The 18111-nt window shown below is 72.8% G+C and carries 20 protein-coding genes and 1 riboswitch; of the genes, 8 read left to right on the top strand and 12 right to left on the bottom strand.

Features of this window, described 5'->3' with window-relative positions:
* Positions 1 to 16: 16 nt before the first annotated feature.
* Complete coding sequence (locus tag ACP7TJ_RS20500) at positions 17 to 265, bottom strand: SCO4848 family membrane protein (protein ID WP_093769360.1); 249 nt, start codon at positions 263 to 265, stop codon at positions 17 to 19.
* 91 nt (positions 266 to 356) lie between these two features.
* On the opposite strand from ACP7TJ_RS20500, the gene ACP7TJ_RS20495 reads away from it, so the two are divergent.
* Complete coding sequence (locus ACP7TJ_RS20495; RefSeq protein WP_345580299.1) at positions 357 to 1631, top strand: D-alanyl-D-alanine carboxypeptidase family protein; 1275 nt, start codon at positions 357 to 359, stop codon at positions 1629 to 1631.
* Here ACP7TJ_RS20495 and ACP7TJ_RS20490 read toward each other — a convergent pair.
* From ACP7TJ_RS20490 to ACP7TJ_RS20475, 4 genes are read right to left on the bottom strand one after another with little or no spacing between them, the layout of a single operon-like run.
* Positions 1579 to 2487, bottom strand: coding sequence for a YihY/virulence factor BrkB family protein (locus ACP7TJ_RS20490; RefSeq protein ID WP_427764442.1), 909 nt, complete (start codon positions 2485 to 2487; stop codon positions 1579 to 1581). The genes ACP7TJ_RS20495 and ACP7TJ_RS20490 overlap by 53 nt on opposite strands.
* A complete protein-coding gene (locus ACP7TJ_RS20485; RefSeq protein ID WP_167741015.1) occupies positions 2475 to 2912 on the bottom strand; it encodes a GtrA family protein in 438 nt (145 codons plus the stop codon). Before ACP7TJ_RS20485 ends, ACP7TJ_RS20490 begins: the two co-directional genes overlap by 13 nt.
* The gene (locus ACP7TJ_RS20480) at positions 2909 to 3844 is read right to left on the bottom strand and encodes a decaprenyl-phosphate phosphoribosyltransferase (RefSeq protein WP_427764439.1); all 936 of its coding nucleotides are present in this window, start codon (positions 3842 to 3844) and stop codon (positions 2909 to 2911) included. The genes ACP7TJ_RS20485 and ACP7TJ_RS20480 overlap by 4 nt, the downstream gene beginning before the upstream one ends.
* A complete protein-coding gene (locus ACP7TJ_RS20475) occupies positions 3841 to 4374 on the bottom strand; it encodes a phosphatase PAP2 family protein (RefSeq protein WP_033272352.1) in 534 nt (177 codons plus the stop codon). Before ACP7TJ_RS20475 ends, ACP7TJ_RS20480 begins: the two co-directional genes overlap by 4 nt.
* A gap of 132 nt (positions 4375 to 4506) precedes the next feature.
* Here ACP7TJ_RS20475 and ACP7TJ_RS20470 point away from each other — a divergent pair, with 132 nt between their 5' ends.
* On the top strand, positions 4507 to 5862 hold the full coding sequence (locus tag ACP7TJ_RS20470) for an FAD-binding oxidoreductase (protein WP_189910540.1): 1356 nt from the start codon (positions 4507 to 4509) through the stop codon (positions 5860 to 5862).
* A 35-nt stretch (positions 5863 to 5897) separates the two neighbouring features.
* On the top strand, positions 5898 to 6653 hold the full coding sequence (locus ACP7TJ_RS20465) for a decaprenylphospho-beta-D-erythro-pentofuranosid-2-ulose 2-reductase (RefSeq protein WP_093769354.1): 756 nt from the start codon (positions 5898 to 5900) through the stop codon (positions 6651 to 6653).
* 16 nt (positions 6654 to 6669) lie between these two features.
* Here ACP7TJ_RS20465 and ACP7TJ_RS20460 read toward each other — a convergent pair whose 3' ends face one another.
* Together ACP7TJ_RS20460 and trpS are read right to left on the bottom strand one after the other, a co-directional pair.
* On the bottom strand, positions 6670 to 7248 hold the full coding sequence (locus ACP7TJ_RS20460; RefSeq protein WP_403161953.1) for a 2'-5' RNA ligase family protein: 579 nt from the start codon (positions 7246 to 7248) through the stop codon (positions 6670 to 6672).
* A gap of 209 nt (positions 7249 to 7457) precedes the next feature.
* The gene (trpS, locus tag ACP7TJ_RS20455; protein ID WP_167741017.1) at positions 7458 to 8471 is read right to left on the bottom strand and encodes a tryptophan--tRNA ligase; all 1014 of its coding nucleotides are present in this window, start codon (positions 8469 to 8471) and stop codon (positions 7458 to 7460) included.
* Between the two features lie 131 nt (positions 8472 to 8602).
* Here trpS and ACP7TJ_RS20450 point away from each other — a divergent pair, with 131 nt between their 5' ends.
* From ACP7TJ_RS20450 to ACP7TJ_RS20440, 3 genes are all read left to right on the top strand, one after another.
* Positions 8603 to 9169 carry an RNA polymerase sigma factor gene (locus tag ACP7TJ_RS20450; RefSeq protein ID WP_367462815.1) on the top strand — a complete coding sequence of 189 codons (567 nt, stop codon included), beginning with the start codon at positions 8603 to 8605 and terminating at the stop codon, positions 9167 to 9169.
* Positions 9166 to 9984 carry a hypothetical protein gene (locus tag ACP7TJ_RS20445; RefSeq protein ID WP_427764432.1) on the top strand — a complete coding sequence of 273 codons (819 nt, stop codon included), beginning with the start codon at positions 9166 to 9168 and terminating at the stop codon, positions 9982 to 9984. Before ACP7TJ_RS20450 ends, ACP7TJ_RS20445 begins: the two co-directional genes overlap by 4 nt.
* Positions 9985 to 10129: 145 nt before the next feature.
* The gene (locus ACP7TJ_RS20440) at positions 10130 to 10825 is read left to right on the top strand and encodes a hypothetical protein (protein ID WP_427764429.1); all 696 of its coding nucleotides are present in this window, start codon (positions 10130 to 10132) and stop codon (positions 10823 to 10825) included.
* Between the two features lie 44 nt (positions 10826 to 10869).
* Here the strand turns inward: ACP7TJ_RS20440 and ACP7TJ_RS20435 are convergent, their stop codons facing one another.
* The 4 genes from ACP7TJ_RS20435 to ACP7TJ_RS20420 form a co-directional block, all read right to left on the bottom strand.
* The gene (locus ACP7TJ_RS20435) at positions 10870 to 12321 is read right to left on the bottom strand and encodes a glycine hydroxymethyltransferase (RefSeq protein ID WP_167741020.1); all 1452 of its coding nucleotides are present in this window, start codon (positions 12319 to 12321) and stop codon (positions 10870 to 10872) included.
* 35 nt (positions 12322 to 12356) lie between these two features.
* A riboswitch (ZMP/ZTP riboswitch) is annotated at positions 12357 to 12443 on the bottom strand.
* A gap of 85 nt (positions 12444 to 12528) precedes the next feature.
* Positions 12529 to 13713: a glutathionylspermidine synthase family protein gene (locus ACP7TJ_RS20430; RefSeq protein ID WP_387619748.1), complete on the bottom strand. Its 1185-nt coding sequence runs from the start codon at positions 13711 to 13713 to the stop codon at positions 12529 to 12531.
* 6 nt (positions 13714 to 13719) lie between these two features.
* Positions 13720 to 14055: a hypothetical protein gene (locus ACP7TJ_RS20425; protein ID WP_093769347.1), complete on the bottom strand. Its 336-nt coding sequence runs from the start codon at positions 14053 to 14055 to the stop codon at positions 13720 to 13722.
* 210 nt (positions 14056 to 14265) lie between these two features.
* On the bottom strand, positions 14266 to 15648 hold the full coding sequence (locus ACP7TJ_RS20420) for a PLP-dependent aminotransferase family protein (RefSeq protein WP_427764424.1): 1383 nt from the start codon (positions 15646 to 15648) through the stop codon (positions 14266 to 14268).
* Positions 15649 to 15695: 47 nt separating this feature from the next.
* Here ACP7TJ_RS20420 and ACP7TJ_RS20415 point away from each other — a divergent pair, with 47 nt between their 5' ends.
* Complete coding sequence (locus ACP7TJ_RS20415; RefSeq protein WP_367547273.1) at positions 15696 to 16202, top strand: carboxymuconolactone decarboxylase family protein; 507 nt, start codon at positions 15696 to 15698, stop codon at positions 16200 to 16202.
* 44 nt (positions 16203 to 16246) lie between these two features.
* A protein-coding gene (locus ACP7TJ_RS20410) for an IS5 family transposase (protein ID WP_427762645.1) occupies positions 16247 to 17121 on the top strand; the annotation gives its coding sequence in 2 pieces (ribosomal slippage) (positions 16247 to 16640 and positions 16640 to 17121; 876 coding nt in all).
* Between the two features lie 32 nt (positions 17122 to 17153).
* On the opposite strand, the gene ACP7TJ_RS20405 is transcribed toward ACP7TJ_RS20410, so the two are convergent.
* Positions 17154 to 18110 (bottom strand): ABC transporter substrate-binding protein, encoded by a 957-nt coding sequence (locus ACP7TJ_RS20405; RefSeq protein ID WP_367559491.1) that lies wholly within the window; start codon positions 18108 to 18110, stop codon positions 17154 to 17156.
* Position 18111 lies beyond the last annotated feature (1 nt).

Here is an 18111-nt window from a genome sequence, read left to right as displayed (position 1 = left end):
GTTTCCCGTTACGGCGTCACGACGCGCGTGACGTCCGGCTCAATGCGCGCAGACCGCGCAACCCGATGCCCCCGATGACCGTCCCCAGTACGAAGGAGACGACGGCGAGCGTCAGGTGAACGAAGAAGTACGCCGTGGGGTGCCCGTCGTCGAAGGCGAGTCCACTGCTGTCCTTGACCAGGTTCTTGACGAAAGTGATCCAGATGACCCAGCTCCACACCCCGAAGGCGAGCAGGAACCAGGAGACGGGGCGGCTGAGCTTCATGCGTCCAGTATCGCCGCGCGGTGTCCGGTTCCCTTCGCGGGGTGGTGACCGGGCCGGGACGTCCGCAGAGATGGCATGTACCTTGCGGACCGTGCCCGCTACCGAGAAGACCGTCCGGCGCTCCGCGCTGGTCGCCTCCGCCGTCCTGCTGTCCACCGCGCTGACCGCCCCGGCCGCCCTCGCGGCGCCCAAGCCGACGACGTCCCCATCCGCCGCTCCCCCGGCGCGGATGTCGGTCGTGGGCGGCGAGCGGCTCGGCAGGCCGGGAACCCAGGTGAACCTGGCCGCCGGGGTGCCGGTGCTGCCGAAGGAGCTGTCCGCCCGGTCGTGGATCGTCGCGGACGCCGAGAGCGGCGACGTGCTCGCGGCGCACAACGCGCACTGGCGGCTGGCCCCGGCGAGCACCCTGAAGATGCTGTTCGCCGACACGCTGCTGCCGAAGTGGCCGCGCACGACGACGCACCGGGTGGAGCCCTCGGACCTGGCGGATGTCGGGGCCGGGTCCAGCATGGTGGGCGTCAAGGAGGACGAGACGTACTCCGTCCACGACCTGTGGCTGGGCGTGTTCCTGCGCTCCGGCAACGACGCCGTGCATGTGCTGTCCGCGATGAACGGCGGTGTGGAGAAGACCGTCGAGGAGATGAACGAGCACGCCGAGGAGCTGCAGGCCCTCGACACGCACGCCGTGAGCCCCGACGGCTACGACGCCCCGGGCCAGGTGTCCTCCGCGTACGACCTCACCCTGATCGCCCGCTCCGGGCTGCAGAAGAAGGACTTCCGGGAGTACAGCTCGACGGTGCGGGCGCAGTTCCCCGGGGAGACGAAGAAGAACAAGAAGGGCAAGCGGGTCCGCGGGTCCTTCGAGATCCAGAACACCAACCGGCTGCTCAGCGGCGACTACGACGTGCCCGTCTACCAGGGCATAGCCGGGGTGAAGAACGGCAACACCACCAACGCCGGCGCGACCTTCACCGGGGTCGCCGAACGCGACGGCAAGGTGCTGCTGGTCACGGTGATGAACCCGCGGAAGAAGGAGTCGAACGAGGTCTACAAGGAGACCGCGCGCCTCTTCGACTGGGGCTTCGCCGCGGCCGGCAAGGTCGAGCCGGTGGGAGAGCTGGTGCCGCCGAGGAGCGTCGCGCAGGCCACCGCCGCGCCCGGTCCGTCCGCGTCGCCGGGTGAGGCGGGCGGCACCGGCGCCGGGTCGAAGCCGGTGGCGAGCGCGCACACGGGCGGCGGCGCCGACGGCATGGGCGTGGCGCTCGGCGTCGCCGGCGGGGTGGTGGTGCTGCTCGTGGGCGGCGCGTTCCTGGTCAACCGGCGCTGGCCGCTGCCGGACCTGGTGCGCCGCCGGCCCCGTCCGTGACCTCGTCCGCCTTGCTCGGCGTGGCCGTCCAGGCGGCGCAGAACAGGACGAGTTTCATGGTGAGGTTGATCCACAGCAGCAGCGCCACGGGGACGCCGAACGCGCCGTACATGCTCTTCGCGGCGACGCCCTGGATGTAGCCGCTGAGCAGTAGTTTCAGCAGTTCGATGCCGACGGCGCCGGTGAGCGCGGCGACGGTCACCCGGCGCCGGGACGGTTCGACGCCGGGCAGCAGGGTGAGGACGTAGAGCAGGAGCAGGAAGTCGGTGCCGGCGGCGACGGCGAACGCGGCGATCTGCAGGACCACCCCGCCCCAGCCGCCCTTCTCCAGTCCGGCGGCGTCGCTGATCCGGCCGACCAGGGCGGCAGCGACGGCGGAGGCGGCCAGGGTGACGACGACCGCCCCGCCGAGGCCGACGAGGATGCCCGCGTCCTTGCCCTTGCGCAGGAGGGGGTTCTCGTCGTCGTCGGGCAGCTCCCACACCGCGCGCAGGCACTCCCGCATGGCGCCGGCCCAGCTGATCCCGGTGAACACCAGGGCGGCGCCGGCGATCAGGCCGACGGTGCCCGCGTTGTCCACCAGCTCTCCGACGTCGAGCTGGTCGGAGATGCCGGGCACCTGGTCGGTGAGGGTGTTCTGGAGGGTGTCCTGGCGTTCCTTGCCGAGGGTCGCCGCGCCGATCGCGGCGGCCACGGTGAGCAACGGGAACAGCGCGACGAAGCTGCGGAACGTCATCGCCGCGGCGAGCCGCGTCCAGTGCACCCGGTCCAGCCGCTCGAACGACCGCCACGCGTGCGTGAGCGACAGCCGGGTCACCCACGGCCCCACCACCGGAAGCTTTCTCAGCCAGTCCACGATCCGACTCTGCCCGCGTCTCGGAAGACCAATGTCCTGGTGCCCCAGAAACGGACGACGGTGGCCAGTGCCATGCCGACCACCGCCCCGGACACGGTGTCCGCGCGCTGCGAGGTGTACCCCAGCCCGTAGTGGCTGACGGCCAGGCAGAGCAGCTGTACGGCGGCGCCGGCGAGGTTGACGGCGACGAAGAGGGCGTAGGGGCGGGCGCCGCGCACGCGCCGGTCGCGGTAGGTGCCGTGGGCGTTGCCCGCGTAGGCGACGGTGCAGCCGGCGACGAAGGACAGCGCCTTCGCGGTGAGCGGCCCGAGTCCGCCGGGTCCGCGCAGATAGGTGAAGAGGGCGAGGTCGACGGCGTAGGCGAGCAGGCCGGCGGTCGCGAAGCCGAGGAGCTCGCGCCGGTGCCGGCGCAGGCGGTCCCTCACCAGTCGGCCACCGCCAGGGCGTACATCGCCGCCCACACCAGGCCGATGAGCGCCAGGGCGCGGTCGCCGAGCACCACGTCCTCCGGTTCGCCCGCGGTGCCCCGGTCGGCGAAGACGGCGTAGCGCAGCACGGCGAGGACGAAGGCGACGACGGACAGCTGACGCCAGGGCAGCACGCTGGTGTGCGGCACGCCGCCCTCCTCGAGCGCCCACAGGCAGTACCCGAGGACGGCGACCCCGGCCGCGAGCTGCCATACGAACCGCAGGTAGCCGGTGGTGTACTCGGTGAGCAGTGCGCGCGTGGCGCCGTCGTTCCCGGCGAGCTGCACGGCCTCGGAGTAGCGCTTGGCCGCGACCATGAACAGCGCGCCGAAGCCGGTGGTGATGAGGAACCAGCGGGACAGCGGGATGCCGAGGGCGAGCCCGCCGGCCACCGCGCGCATCACGAACCCGGCGGTGACGACGGCGAGATCGACGACGAGGACGTGCTTGAGGCTGACGCAGTACGCCAGCTGCATCACGAGGTAGCCGGCGAGCAGCGCGGCCAGTGCGGGCGGGCACAGCAGCGCGGCGGCGGCCGGGGCGAGCACGCCGAGGACGATTCCGGCGGCGTAGGCGGCGGGCACGGGGACCTGTCCGGCGGCGACCGGGCGGCGGCACTTGACGGGGTGGGCGCGGTCGGCCTCGGCGTCGCGCGCGTCGTTGACCAGGTAGACGGCGGCGGCGCAGGCGGTGAACAGCACGAACACCAGGGCGAGCCGGGTCAGGGCGTGCGCGGTGAAGAGGACGCCCGCGGCGGCCGGGGCCGCGACCACCAGGACGTTCTTGACCCACTGCTTAGGCCGCGCGGTGCGCAGCAGACCGGTGAGGAGCCCGCCCCGGACGGACGGCGCGGCCTGCCCGCGGTCGGAGCGCTCGCGCAGCAGCGTCACGCCGTGCCTCCCGTCATCCAGCGGGCGCCGAGCCGGGCGGTGAGCGCGCCGAGGGCGGCGCCGGCGGCGACGTCCGACGGGTAGTGGACGCCGGCCACCAGCCGGGACACGCACACGGCGGCGGCCAGCGGCGGCACCGCGCGGGCGCCGAGCGCGCCGAAGGCGACGGCGGCCGCCGCGGCCGAGGTGGCGTGGGAGCTGGGGAAGGAGTGCCGTCCGACGGTGCCGACGAGTGGTTCGACGTGCGCCGGGCGGGGGCGGCGCACGACCCGTTTCACCACGGAACTCGCCGCGTGCGCGCCCGCGGTGAGCGCGGTGCCGCGGAGCCAGGCGCCGCGCCGGGGACGGTCCACGACGGCGCCCGCGAGGCCCGCCGCGACCCACACGGCGCCGTGCTCCCCCGCCCAGGACAGGGCGCGCGCGGCCCCGGCCACGCGCGGGTCGGAGCCGCACGCCCTGAGCGCGGAGACGATCCGGTGGTCCACCCCGTGGAGACCGCGGGGCCGGAAGAGGTCGTGCTGGTCGTCCATGTGGCCCACTGTTCACCCCCGGCGCACCGGAATTCCATCGCTTCGGGACGACATCCCATTAATCACCCGTTTCGGGGACGGGATTGACGTTTCAAAACCAACGGCTCACAGAGGGGCGATACGGTCGCCGTCATGCCTGCCGACACCGTTTCCGTCACGGGGTGGGGCCGCACCGCTCCGTCCGCCGCCCGGCTGATCCGTCCGCGGACGTTCGAGGAGGCCGTCCTCGCCGTCCGGGGGTGCGGGGCGCGCGGCGGCATCCCGCGCGGTCTCGGCCGGGCGTACGGGGACGCCGCGCAGAACGCGGGCGGCGAGGTCTTCGACATGACCGGCCTGGACCGGATCCACGCGATCGACGCCGACGGCGGCACCGTGCTGTGCGACGCGGGCGTGTCCCTGCACCGGCTGATGGAGGTGCTGCTGCCGCTCGGGTGGTTCGTGCCGGTGACGCCCGGCACCCGGTACGTGACCGTCGGCGGGGCGGTCGGCGCCGACATCCACGGCAAGAACCACCACGTCAGCGGGTCCTTCTCGCGCCATGTGCTGTCGTTCGAGCTGCTCACCGCCGACGGGCAGGTCCGCACCGTGGTGCCGGGCACGCCGCTGTTCGAGGCGACCGCGGGCGGCATGGGGCTGACCGGGGTGATCCTCACCGCGACGGTCCGGCTCCAGCCCGTGCGGACCTCCTGGATGTCCGTCGACACCGAACGCGCCTCCGACCTCGACGACCTGATGGCCCGTCTCGCCGACACCGACCACCGGTACCGCTACTCGGTCGCCTGGATCGACCTGCTGGCGCGCGGGAAGGCCACCGGCCGCGCGGTGCTCACCCGCGGCGACCACGCCCCGCTGGACGCCCTGCCGCGCTCCGCCCGCGTCCGCCGGGAGCCGCTGTCGTTCCGCACCTCCCGTCTGCCCGCCGCCCCCTCCTTCGTGCCGGAGGGCCTGCTCAGCCGGACCACCGTGGGGCTGTTCAACGAGCTCTGGTACCGCAAGGCGCCCCGTGCCCGGACCGGGGAGCTGCAGCGGATCCCGGCCTTCTTCCATCCCCTGGACGGCGTGCCGCACTGGAACCGGATCTACGGGCGGGGCGGCTTCGTGCAGTACCAGTTCGTCGTCGGGCACGGCCGGGAGGAGACCCTGCGCCGGATCGTGCGCCGGATCTCCGAGCGCCGCTGTCCGTCGTTCCTCGCCGTCCTCAAGCGGTTCGGGGACGCCGACCCGGGATGGCTGTCGTTCCCGGCGCCCGGCTGGACCCTGGCGCTGGACATCCCCGCGTCGCTGCCCGGCCTCGGCGCCTTCCTCGACGAGCTCGACGAGGAGGTCGCCGGCGCCGGCGGCCGTGTCTACCTCGCCAAGGACTCCCGGCTGCGCCCCGATCTGCTCGCGGCCATGTACCCCCGGCTGGACGACTTCCGCTCCCTGCGCGCCGAGCTGGACCCGCGCGGGGTGTTCACCTCGGACCTGTCCCGCCGCCTCCGCCTGTGACCCCCTCCCCTCTCCCGGCCCCCTGAGGAGCTGTCGTGAAGGACGCCTTCGGCCTCCCCCAGTCCCTGCTCGTGCTCGGCGGTACCTCCGAGATCGCGCTGGCGGTCGCGCGGCGGCTGATCGCCCGCCGCACCCGCACGGTGTGGCTGGCCGGCCGCCCCTCCCCCGGCCTCGACGAGGCGGCCGGCCGGCTGCGCGCGCTCGGCGCCGAGGTGCACACCGTCGACTTCGACGCGCTCGACCCGGCCGGGCACGAGGACGCGCTCGGCAAGGTGTTCGCCGAGGGCGACGTCGACATGGTGCTGCTCGCCTTCGGCACCCTGGGCGACCAGGCGCGCGACGAGCGGGACCCGCAGGCAGCGGTACGGGTCGCGCAGACCAACTACACCGGCGCCGTCTCCGCGGGCTTGGTCTGCGCGGGCGCCCTCCAGGCGCAGGGGCACGGCTCGCTGGTGGTGCTGTCGTCCGTCGCGGGCGAGCGGGCCCGCCGTGCCAACTTCATCTACGGCTCCAGCAAGGCCGGCCTGGACGCGTTCGCGCAGGGCCTCGGCGACGCGCTGTACGGCACGGGCGTGCATGTGATGGTGGTGCGCCCCGGGTTCGTGCGCACCCGGATGACGGCGGGGCTGCCCGAGGCGCCGCTGGCCACCACCCCGGAGGCGGTGGCGACGGCCGTGGAGCTGGGGCTGCGGCGCCGCTCGGAGACGGTGTGGGTGCCGGGCGCGCTGCGCGTGGTGATGTCGGCGCTGCGGCATCTGCCGCGCGGCGTGTTCCGCCGGCTGCCGGTGTGAGACCCGGCCGTCCGGGTCAATGCGCGGAGACCGACCCCCGGTCGACGTGTCCGGCCTGCGGGGGCACCACGGCGGTCCCGAAGGGGAAGTCGCGCAGCTTGCGCCACACCGCGTCGGCGCCCTGCTCGTAGAGCGCGAAGCCGGTGCAGGCCCACGCGGCCTCGTAGCCGGCGAGGTCCTCGTAGGCGCGGTCCATGGCCGCCTCGTCGATGCCGTGCGCCACGGTGACGTGCGGGTGGTACGGGAACTGCAGCTCCCGGGCGACCGGCCCGGAGGGGTCGCGGACCTGCTGCTGGAGCCGGGTGCAGGCCTCGGCGCCCTCGACGACCCGGACGTACACCACCGGCGACAGCGGCCGGAAGGTGCCCGTGCCCGACAGCCTCATCCGGAACGGCCGGCCCGCCGCCGCGACCTCGGCGAGGTGCGCCTCGACGGCCGGGACGACCGTGTCGGCGATCTCCGTCGGCGGCAGCAGGGTGACGTGCGTGGGGATGCCGTAGGCGGCGGCGTCGCCGAAGCCCGCGCGCAGCTGCTGAAGCCGGCTGCCGTGAGGCTCCGGGACCGCGATCGACACACCGATCGTTACGGTCCCCACGTCGTCTCCTGTCGTTGTGGTGGTGAAGCGCGGTGGTGGAACGGGTGCGCGTCCGGGCGACCGCCGAAGCGGCCACCCGTTCCTCGACTGTACGACCACGACCCGGATGCGGGCAGGCGCAGTCGGAGTGATGTACAGCGCTGTGCGGTGGTACGGACGGGGCCCGCGGGCCCGTTCACCGCGCCGGTGCCGTGCCCGGCCCGGTGCGCTCAGTGCTTGGCGGGCAGGAAGCCGACCCGCTCGTACGCCTGGGCGAGGGTCTCCGCGGCGACGGCGCGCGCCTTCTCGGCCCCCTTGGCGAAGATCGAGTCGAGCGTCTCCGGGTCGTCCAGGTACTGCTGGGTGCGCTCCCGGAACGGGGTCACGAAGTCGACCATGATGTCGGCCAGGTCCGTCTTGAGCGCGCCGTAGCCCTTGCCCGCGTACTTCTCCTCCAGCTCGGGGATGCCGGTGCCGGTGAGGGTCGAGTAGATCGTGAGCAGGTTGCTGACGCCGGGCTTCTCCGCCACGTCGTAGCGGATCACCGTGTCCGTGTCGGTGACGGCGCTCTTCACCTTCTTGGCGGTGGCCTTCGGCTCGTCGAGCAGGTTGATCAGGCCCTTGGGGGTGGACGCCGACTTGCTCATCTTGACCGCCGGGTCCTGGAGGTCGTAGATCTTCGCCGTCTCCTTGAGGATGTACGGCTTCGGGAGCGTGAAGGTGTCGCCGAACCGGCCGTTGAAGCGCGTGGCGAGGTCGCGGGTCAGCTCGATGTGCTGGCGCTGGTCCTCGCCCACCGGCACCTCGTGGGCCTGGTAGAGCAGGATGTCCGCGACCTGGAGGATCGGGTACGTGAACAGGCCGACGGAGGCGCGGTCGGCGCCCTGCTTGGCGGACTTGTCCTTGAACTGGGTCATGCGGGAGGCCTCGCCGAACCCGGTGATGCAGTTCATCACCCAGGCGAGCTGGGCGTGCTCCGGCACATGGCTCTGCACGAAGAGGGTGCAGCGGTCCGGGTCGAGACCGGCGGCCAGCAGCTGGGCCGCGGCGAGCCGGGTGTTGGCCCGCAGCTCCTTCGGGTCCTGCGGGACCGTGATCGCGTGCAGGTCGACGACCATGTAGAAGGCGTCGTGGGTCTCCTGGAGCGCCACCCACTGGCGGACGGCACCGAGGTAGTTGCCGAGGTGGAAGGAGCCTGCTGTGGGCTGAATTCCGGAGAGCACGCGAGGTCGGTCAGTCGCCATGCACACCATTCTCTCAGGTTCCGGGAGGCGGTCCGGAACCGACCGGGAACAGGTGGGAACCGATCCGTTCCGCGGGGTGTAACAAGAGAGTGAGGACGCGGGAGGGGGGCCGCATCGTCGATGAGGCCGCGGTGATCGCACGTGTACGCGCCGGGCAGCCGGAGGCGTACGCGGAGCTGGTGCGCGCCCATACGGGCATCGCGCTCAGGGCGGCCGCCGCACTCGGGGCGGGACCGGACGCGGAGGACGTGGTGCAGCAGGCCTTCGTGAAGGCGTACTGCGCTCTGGGGCGGTTCCGGGACGGCGCGGCCTTCCGGCCGTGGCTGTTGTCGATCGTGGCCAATGAGACGAGGAACACAGTGCGCGCGGCGGCACGCAGGACGACCCTGGCCGGCCGGGAGGCGGCCCTCGTCGGGGCCGAGCCGGTGATACCGGAGTCGGCCGACCCCGCCGTCGCCACACTGGAGACCGAGCGCCGCGCGGCCCTGCTGGCCGCATTGGAACGGCTGAGCGAGGAGCACCGGCTGGTCGTCACCTACCGCTATCTGCTGGAGATGGACGAGCGGGAGACGGCCGAGGCGCTGGGCTGGCCCCGGGGCACGGTGAAGTCCCGTCTGAACCGCGCCCTGCGCCGGCTCCAGCGGCTGCTCCCTGACTTCCGTCCCGGTCAGCCCCGGGAAGGGGGTGCGCCGGCGTGAACGAACGGCAGGAGGAGGAGCTGCGGCGCCTGCGCGAGGAGCTGCGCGCCTACGGCCGCTCCCTGGACGCCCCGGACGGGACGGCGGGCGCGGAGACGATGGCGGAGCGGGTGCTCGCCCGGATACTCGCCGAGCACACCCCTGTCCCGGAGCCGGCCCCCCGGCCTGCCCGCCTGCACGCGGTCCGGCGCTGGACGCGCGCCCGCCTGCGCTCCCTGCTCGCCGCCCTGTGCGGTGTGCTGACGGTGCTGGTGCTGACGCCCCCGGTGCGGGCGACCGTGAGCGACTGGTTCGGCTTCCACGGCGTCCAGGTACGGCACGACCCGTCGGCGGCGCCCTCCCCGGGCGCCCGGGTGCCGGGCTGCGCCGCTCCGGTGCCGCTGGACGAGGCGGAGCGGCGGGCCGGCTTCACTCCTGTGGTCCCGGAGGCACTGGGCCCTCCGGACGCGGTCTCGGTCGGCGCGCTGCCGCACGGGCGGTCCCTGGTCAGCCTGTGCTGGAGGAGCGACGACGGCCGCACGATCCGCCTGGACCAGTTCCCGGGCCGCCTGGACCTCACGTTCACCAAGACGGTGCGGGAACAGCCGGAGTGGCTGGACGTGGGGGGTCAGGCGTTGTGGTTCCCGCGGCCTCACGTCCTGACGTTCTGGATGATCGACGCGGAAGGTCGCCGGTTCACCCGCGAGGAGCGCACGGCGGGGCCGACACTGCTGTGGAGCCCCACGGGTGAGGTGACGCTTCGCCTGGAGGGGGTCTGGTCTCGCACCCGGGCCCACGAGATCGCGACCTCCAATTCCAGCCCGTCCGGCGTTTGAGGACGAGGCCCGAAGGGCCGAAAGGGGGTCTGGGGCGCAGCCCCAGGCCCGACGGGAACCCCACCGCACCGGCCGGTGTACCAAAGATGTCAGGCGGCTCGCCCAGCAAGCCGCACAGGGTTCAACAGCCACGTGGGGGACCGACATGCACACCTGGAAGGACGGCGCAGGACGACACCTGACGGCGATCATGATCGCGGTGACGGCCCTGCTCCTGTGGAGCAGCCCACCCGCCTCCGCAGGAGGCCCCACCAGCGTCCTGATCGTCTCGGCGACCACCGGAAAGACTGCCTCGCTGTACCACGCCGACAAGCGCTACACGGAGCTGGAGCGCCTGCTCGGCCCCCTGCACCAGGGCACCCGCACCAAGCCGCCCCGCCTCGCGACCGCCTCGGGCCAGCACATCAACGTGACGTGGATGGTCCACGACGTGACCCCGTGGCGGGTGGACCAGATCGCCCTCCCGGACGGCAGCCAGGAGGCATGGATACACACCTCCACCCGCATCACCGACGGCGACGACGGCGTCTGGCACCGCGCCACGTCCCCGGCGAAGCTCCGCGCGCTGCTCTCGCAGCTGGGCGTGACAGCCACCGGCGCCTCCGCCCCCGCGGCGCAGCCGACCCCGCGTGAGGACCTGCACATGGCCCCCGCCCAGGCGGCCGCCCCCGCCGCGGACGACGGCACGGACGGCGCCGCCTGGTGGTGGGCCGTACCGGGCCTGGCGGCGGGAGCCGTCCTGACCCTGGTACTGCGCCCGTACGCGCTCCGGGGAGCGGCCGCCGTACGCGACCGCGGGGGCCGGGGCGACGGCCCCCGCCAGGAACTGCTGGACGTCTGACCGAGGCACCCGGCAGGGACTCGGCCGGGACCCGGCAGGCGGCCTCAGCCGAGGTCGACCTCCGGGTACAGCGGGAAGCCCGCGACCAGATCGGTGGCCCGGCGCGAGATCTCGTCGGCGACCTTCTCGTCGAGCACGTGGGACGCCTTGGACGGCGCACCGGACTTGGTGGTGCCGGGCTGCGCGGTGGTGAGGACGCGGTCGATGAGGCCGGCGACCTCGTCCATCTCCGCCGTGCCGAGCCCCCGCGTGGTCAGCGCCGGGGTGCCGATCCGGATGCCGGAGGTGTACCAGGCGCCGTTGGGGTCGGCCGGGATGGCGTTGCGGTTGGTGACGATGCCGGAGTCGAGCAGCGCCGCCTCGGCCTGGCGGCCGGTCAGGCCGTAGGAGGTGGCGACGTCGATCAGGTTGAGGTGGTTGTCGGTGCCGCCGGTCACCAGGGTGGCGCCGCGGCGCATCAGGCCCTCGGCGAGGGCTCGGGAGTTGTCGACGATCCGCTGGGCGTAGTCCTGGAAGGACGGCCGGCGCGCCTCGGCCAGGGCGACCGCCTTCGCGGCCATGACGTGCGGCAGCGGGCCGCCGAGGACCATCGGGCAGCCGCGGTCGACCTGGTCCTTGAGGGAGTCGTCGCACAGCACCATGCCGCCGCGCGGGCCGCGCAGCGACTTGTGGGTGGTGGTGGTGACGATCTGGGCGTGCGGCACGGGGTCGAAGTCGCCGGTGAGGACCTTGCCGGCGACGAGACCCGCGAAGTGCGCCATGTCGACCATGAGCGTGGCGCCGACCTCGTCGGCGATCTCCCGCATGATCCGGAAGTTCACGAGACGGGGGTATGCGGAGTAGCCGGCGACGAGGATCAGCGGCTTGAACTCACGGGCGGTGGCGCGCAGCGCCTCGTAGTCGATCAGACCGGTGGCCGGGTCGGTGCCGTAGGAGCGCTGGTCGAACATCTTGCCGGAGATGTTGGGCCGGAAGCCGTGGGTGAGGTGGCCGCCGGCGTCCAGGGACATGCCGAGCATGCGCTGGTTGCCGAAGGCCTGGCGCAGCTCGGCCCAGTCGGCCTCGGAGAGGTCGTTGATCTGGCGGACGCCGGTCTTCTCCAGGAAGGGCGCCTCGACGCGGTCGGCGAGGACGGCCCAGAAGGCGACCAGGTTGGCGTCGATGCCGGAGTGCGGCTGGACGTAGGCGTGGCGGGCGCCGAACAGTTCCTTGGCGTGCTCCGCGGCGAGCGACTCGACCGTGTCCACGTTGCGGCAGCCGGCGTAGAAGCGGCGGCCGACGGTGCCTTCGGCGTACTTGTCGCTGAACCAGTTGCCCATCGCCAGCAGGGTGGCCGGGGAGGCGTAGTTCTCGGAGGCGATCAGCTTGAGCATCTCGCGCTGGTCGGCGACCTCCTGCCCGATGGCGTCGGCGACGCGCGGCTCGACGGCGCGGATCACGTCGAGGGCGGAGCGGAAGGCGGTGGACTCGGGGGTGAGCGGCTGCTCGGCAGACATGGGGACCTCCGGACGTAGCGTTCAGCGTTCACGGTACGGATGGCCCAGGCGCACGGCACGTTTCTCGCGGGCCGCTCCCCGATGGTTGGTCCCATCCCAGCGCGCCAGTCACGGCCCGCGGGCCAGGTTACCGGGTGGGCCGGGCGGGCGCGGCGGGTGTCCGCGATGCGGGAGTGCCCGGCCCGCTCCGGCCGCGGGGGCCGCCGGTCAGAGGATGACGTGCGGCAGGAAGCGGGCGTACCCGTCGGTGACCAGGCCGGAGGACTCGCGGATGCCGAGGCCGGCGGCCTCGTTCTCCACCACCCAGGTGCCGAGGACGACGCGGTTGCCGTCGAAGTCGGGCAGCGGGGCGAGCTGCTGGTAGCAGCAGGGCTCGTCAAGGGGCGCCGGGGCGGTGCCGGACGGGTGCACGGTGACGCCGGCGCCCTCGCGGCCCAGCAGCGGCTTGGCGACCCAGCCGGTGGTGTCCGCCAGTTCGCGGGGGCCGTCGAGGTAGGAGGGGAGGAGGTTGGGGTGGCCGGGGTGGAGCTCCCAGAGGATCGCCAGCAGCGCCTTGTTGCTGAGCAGCATCTTCCAGGCGGGTTCGATCCACAGGGTGGAGCCGGTGCCGCCGCCGTTGTCGAGGGTGTCGAGCACATGACCGGCGAAGCGGTCGGTGGTCAGCCACTCCCACGGGTACAGCTTGAAGATGCTGCGGATGAACCGCAGGCGGTTGTCGACGAAGCGGCCGGAGAGACGGTCCCAGCCGATCTCCTCCATGGCGAGCCAGTCGGTCTCCAGGCCCGCCTGTTCGGCGGTCTCCTTGAGGTAGGCGACGGTCATCAGGTCCTCGCCGCACTCGTCGCCCGCCGTGTGGGCGAAGTACAGCGGGCTGCCCGGCGGGAGCAGCGCGGACTGCTTCTTCCAGGCGTCGACGAGCCGTTCGTGCAGGGAGTTCCACTGGTCGGCGCCGGGGAAGCGCTCCTCCATCCAGAACCACTGCGGTGAAGCAGCCTCCACCAGGGAGGTCGGGGTGTCCGCGTTGTACTCCAGCAGCTTCGCCGGGCCGGTGCCGTCGTAGCGGAGGTCGAAGCGGCCGTACAGGGACGGCAGTTCGTCCCTGCGGCGCCAGGACTCGGTGACGGCGTCCACGACCCGGGGGTCGGTGATGCCGAGGTCGGCGAAGCGGCCCTCGGTGACGATGTGCCCGGCCGCGGCCAGGCTCATCGCGTGCAGTTCCTCGACGGTCTCCTCCAGCGCCTCGACCTCGTCCAGGCCGAAGACGTAGTAGGCGCTCTCGTCCCAGTAGGGGCGCAGGGAGTCGTCGGGGTAGCGGGTCAGCGGGTAGACGAGCCCCTGTTCCTCGACGGTCTGCTGCCAGCCGGGGCGGGGTTCGATGGTGCGCCGTTCCACGGCGGCTCAGCCGCCGCCGCTGCCGGAGCAGCCGAAGCCGCCCCGGTCGACGGCCTCGCTGCGGCTGAAGGTGCCGTGCTCGGCGTAGCCGTTGCGGACGTCGGAGTCGTAGTACCAGTCGGCGTCGGTGGTGCGGGACCTGCTCGTGCTCCGGGAGCCGGAGGAGCCGCCGGAGCAGTTCTTGTCGGAGACGACCTTGTACCCGTCGCCGAGGGTGTAGCTGTCGCGGTCCACGCACCGCCGGTCCGGGTCGGACCCGCAGGCCGACAGTGCCGCCGCGAGCACGCCCATGCCGCCCAGCACCACCGTGCTGGACCGCAGCCGTCGCCGTGTCTGCGCCATGCCTTTCGCTCCCCCTCGTGTCGCGCCGGACCGTTCCCGTGTCGCCCCGGCTCGCGGCGGACAGCCTAGAGACCGTCGGGGCGGGCCGCACAGGAGCCCCCGGTCCCGCCCGCGTTCCCGCTGATGGTTTGTCACCGTGTGCCGGGATATGGCCGGTGGACGCTCACGCAGAATCCACGAACGCCGGTCACGGAGGCGGCGGAACCGCGGTCACGGCAGGGAGCGGAGCAGCGCGTCCAGGGTGCCGTTCCAGGCGTGGTCGGGCGGGGTGGCGTAGCCGACCACGAGGGCGTCGCCGACGGGATCGGTGACGCCGGGGTGGCGGAAGGAGTCCAGGCCCTTGACGGCGAGCCCCTGCCAGACGGCCGACCGCTGGACCGACTGCTCGGTGCCGGGCGGCAGTTCGAGCACGGCGTGCAGTCCGGCCGCGATGCCGGTGACGCGGACGTGGGGCGCCCCGTCGGCGAGGGCCTTCACGAGGGCGTCCCGGCGGCGGCGGTAGCGCAGGCGGGCGGCGCGGACCTGGCGGTCGTAGGCGCCGGAGGCCAGGAACTCGGCGATGGCGAGCTGTTCGACGACGCTGACCGTGCTGCCGCCGCCGTGGTCGACGACGTCCGGCAGCAGCCACGGCGGCACCACCATCCAGCCCAGCCGCAGGCCGGGGGCGAGGGACTTGCTGGCGGTGCCGAGGTGGACCACCCGCCCGGGGTCGAGGTCCTGGAGGGCGCCGACGGGCTGGCGGTCGTAGCGGAACTCGCCGTCGTAGTCGTCCTCCAGGATCAGGCCGCCGGTGCGGCGCGCCCACTCGACCACGGCGGCCCGGCGCTCCGGGCGCAGCGCCCCGCCGAGCGGGAACTGGTGGGCCGGGTTGAGCAGCACCGCGTCGGCGTCGCCCGGGTCCTGGGCGCGGGTGCCGAGGGCGTCCCGGGCGAGCGGCACGGTCTTCAGGCCGGCGCGGTGGATCAGGTCCCAGTGGACGTCGAGGCCGTAGGGCTCGACGGCGAGGGTGCGGGCGCCGCGGGCGCGCAGCACCTCGGACAGCAGCTGGAGGCCGTGGGAGAAGCCGGAGCAGACGACGACGTGCCCGGGGTCGGCGCGCACGCCCCGGACCCGGGAGAGGTATCCGGCGAGGGCCTCGCGGAGTTCCGGGCGGCCGCGCGGGTCGCCGTAGCCGAGGGCGTCGTGGGGTGCGGCGGCGAGGGCGCGGCGGGTGGCCCGGAGCCACTCGCCGCGCGGGAAGGAGGCGAGGTCGGGGGTGCCGGGCATCAGGCTGTACGGGAGCCGGCCGGGGGTGCGGCGGGGCGTGGGGGCGGCCGGGTGTTCGGGGACGGCGCGCGGGGCGACGCGGGTGCCGGAGCCCTGGCGGGCGGTGAGCCAGCCCTCGGCGATCAGGTCGGCGTAGGCGTCGGCGACGGTGTTGCGGGCGATGCCCAGGTCGGCGGCGAGGGAGCGGGAGGAGGGCAGCCGGGTGCCGGGGGCGAGCCGGCCGCCGCGGACGGCTTCCCGCAGGGCGTCGGTGAGGCCGCGCCGCAGCCCGGGCCCGCTCGGGTCCAGGTGGAGGTCGATGCCGAAAGTGGCCCAGCGTTCCGCCATGGAACTGGACCATACTCCTGGGCTGCCCGGCTTCTAGGGTCGACGGCATGACGAACACCGACACGACCGGGACGGTTCCCTACGCGGCGGAGGAGCCCGCCCGCATGGAGTGGGCGAAGCACGCCCCCGAGGTCTACAAGGCGATGGTCCGGCTGGACGCCGCGGCCCGGAAGGGTCTTGACCCGAAGCTGGCCGAGCTGGTCAAGATCCGCGCCTCGCAGCTCAACCACTGCGCGTTCTGCCTGGACATGCACACCAAGGACGCCCTGGCGGCGGGCGAGAGCGTCGAGCGGATCGTCCAGCTCTCCGCGTGGGAGGAGTCGCGGCACTTCTACACGGCGAAGGAGATCGCCGCGATCGAGCTGACCGAGGCGGTCACCGTCCTCACCGAGGGCTTCGTCCCGGACGAGGTGTACGAGCGGGCCGCGAAGCAGTTCGACGAGGCGGAGCTGTCCCAGCTGATCGCCTCCATCGCGGTGATCAACGCCTGGAACCGGTTCGGCGTGACCTGCCGGATGGCGCCCGGTCACTACCAGCCGGGACAGCACGGCTAGGGTCTGTTGCAAAAGTGGATCTTGTTCGTTGATGATCATGTCCTGTGGGACGTGGGGATCTGACGAATGGCCAGTGGGCCCGGCTTGAGCCTCTGCTGCCGACGGGCATCAAGCCGGGCCGGCCGCAGGTGTGGACGCGGCGGCAGTTGATAGACGGGATACGGTGGCGGACCCGGACCGGTGCTCCGTGGCGGGACGTGCCCGAACGTTATGGGCCGTGGGACCGGGTCTATGACCTGTTCCGGCGCTGGCAGCGGGACGGCACCTGGGCGAGGATCCTCACCCAGCTCCAGGCCGAGGCGGACGCCAAGGGCCTGATCACCTGGGATGTCAACGTCGACTCCACCGTCTGCCGGGCCCACCAGCACGCCGCCGGAGCGGCGAAAAAGGGGACCTCCAGAAGGAGCCGCCCGGCGGGATCTTCGTCGAGCCGGCCGACCACGGCCTCGGACGCTCCCGCGGCGGACTGACCAGCAAGATCCACCTCGCGGTCGAGCAGGGGCAGAAGCCCTTGTCCGTGGTGATCACGGCCGGGCAGCGGGGCGACTCCCCGCAGTTCGAGCCGGTCCTGGAAGCCATCCGGGTTCCGCGGCTGGGACTGGGCAGGCCGCGCAAGCGTCCGGACCGGGTGCGGGCCGACAAGGCGTACGACTCCCGTGGCAATCGCTCCTACCTGCGCAGACGCGGGATCAAGGCCACCATCCCGGTTCCGGCGGACCGGGTCCGCAACCGCCTCAAGCGCGGATCGCGTGGCGGGCGGCCGCCGATGTTCGACAAGGACGACTACAAGCAGCGGCACGCGGTCGAGTGCGGGATCAACCGGCTCAAACGCCACCGGGCTGTCGCCACGAGGTACGACAAACTCGCCGTCCGCTACGAAGCGACCGTGCTGGTCGCAGCCATCAATGAATGGCTATGACCAGCACTTTCGCAACAGGCCCTAGACGTGTCTCAGGGCAGCCACTTCTCCCAGACGGAGCGGTGGCTGTCCACCCACTTCTCCGCCGCCTCGCGGGGCGACAGCTTCTGCTCGGCGATCATCAGGGAGACCTCGTTCTGGTCCTCGGTGCTCCACTCGAAGTTCCGGAGCAGCTCCGCCGCCTTGCCGCCGCCGCGCGCGAAGTCCGCGTTGAGGTACTTCTGCAGCGGGGTGTGCGGGTAGGCGCAGGCGACCTTCTCCGGGTCCGCGTCGCAGCCCTCCTCGTACGGCGGCAGCCTCACCTCCGTCATCGGCACCCGCTCGGACAGCCACTGGGGCGTGTACCAGTAGGTGAGGAACGGCTTCTTCTCCTTGGCGAACTGCTGGATCTGGGTGATCTGCGCGGCCTCGGAGCCGGCGAACACCACCCGGTAGTCCAGCTCGAGGTTCTTCACCAGCGCCTTGTCGTTGGTGACGTAGGAGGGGGAGCCGTCGAGGAGCTGGCCCTTGCCGCCGCTCTCCGGGGTGCGGAACCGGTCGGCGTACTTGTTGAGGTTCTTCCAGTCGGTGACGTCCGGGTGCTGCTTGGCGAAGTACGTCGGCACGAACCAGCCGATGTGCCCGGTGACGCCCAGGTCTCCGCCCTTGACGATGGTCTTCTTGTCCTCGACGTACCGCTGTTCCTGCTCGGGGTGGCCCCAGTCCTCCAGGATCGCGTCCACGCGGCCCTGGCTGAGGGCGTCCCAGGCGGGCACCTCGTCGACCTGCACGGTGTCGACGCGGTAGCCCAGCTCGTGCTCCAGCAGGTACTGGGCGACGGCCACGTTGGCCTGGGCGCCGACCCAGGACTGCACCGACAGGGTGACCGTCCTCGCCCCGCGCGCGTTGGCGAACGGCGAGGCCTGCTTGGTCATGTCGGCGGCCCCGCAGCCGGTCAGCAGCAGGAGGGCGCAGCCGGCCGCCACGGCGGGCATCGTACGGATCCGCATG

The organism is Streptomyces sp. DSM 41931, assembly GCF_050271085.1.
Lineage (GTDB): Bacteria > Actinomycetota > Actinomycetes > Streptomycetales > Streptomycetaceae > Streptomyces > Streptomyces albogriseolus.
This window is presented reverse-complemented; position numbering and strand designations above follow the sequence as displayed.

What these genes read in the sequence shown, in the direction of transcription:
- ACP7TJ_RS20500 (WP_093769360.1), bottom strand. Translation starts at nt 265, where the DNA reads ATGAAGCTCAGCCGCCCCGTCTCCTGGTTCCTGCTCGCCTTCGGGGTG.
- ACP7TJ_RS20415 (WP_367547273.1), top strand. Translation starts at nt 15,696, where the DNA reads ATGACGAACACCGACACGACCGGGACGGTTCCCTACGCGGCGGAGGAG.
- ACP7TJ_RS20475 (WP_033272352.1), bottom strand. Translation starts at nt 4,374, where the DNA reads ATGGACGACCAGCACGACCTCTTCCGGCCCCGCGGTCTCCACGGGGTG.
- ACP7TJ_RS20470 (WP_189910540.1), top strand. Translation starts at nt 4,507, where the DNA reads ATGCCTGCCGACACCGTTTCCGTCACGGGGTGGGGCCGCACCGCTCCG.
- ACP7TJ_RS20420 (WP_427764424.1), bottom strand. Translation starts at nt 15,648, where the DNA reads ATGGCGGAACGCTGGGCCACTTTCGGCATCGACCTCCACCTGGACCCG.
- ACP7TJ_RS20425 (WP_093769347.1), bottom strand. Translation starts at nt 14,055, where the DNA reads ATGGCGCAGACACGGCGACGGCTGCGGTCCAGCACGGTGGTGCTGGGC.
- ACP7TJ_RS20405 (WP_367559491.1), bottom strand. Translation starts at nt 18,110, where the DNA reads ATGCGGATCCGTACGATGCCCGCCGTGGCGGCCGGCTGCGCCCTCCTG.
- ACP7TJ_RS20435 (WP_167741020.1), bottom strand. Translation starts at nt 12,321, where the DNA reads ATGTCTGCCGAGCAGCCGCTCACCCCCGAGTCCACCGCCTTCCGCTCC.
- ACP7TJ_RS20440 (WP_427764429.1), top strand. Translation starts at nt 10,130, where the DNA reads ATGCACACCTGGAAGGACGGCGCAGGACGACACCTGACGGCGATCATG.
- trpS (WP_167741017.1), bottom strand. Translation starts at nt 8,471, where the DNA reads ATGGCGACTGACCGACCTCGCGTGCTCTCCGGAATTCAGCCCACAGCA.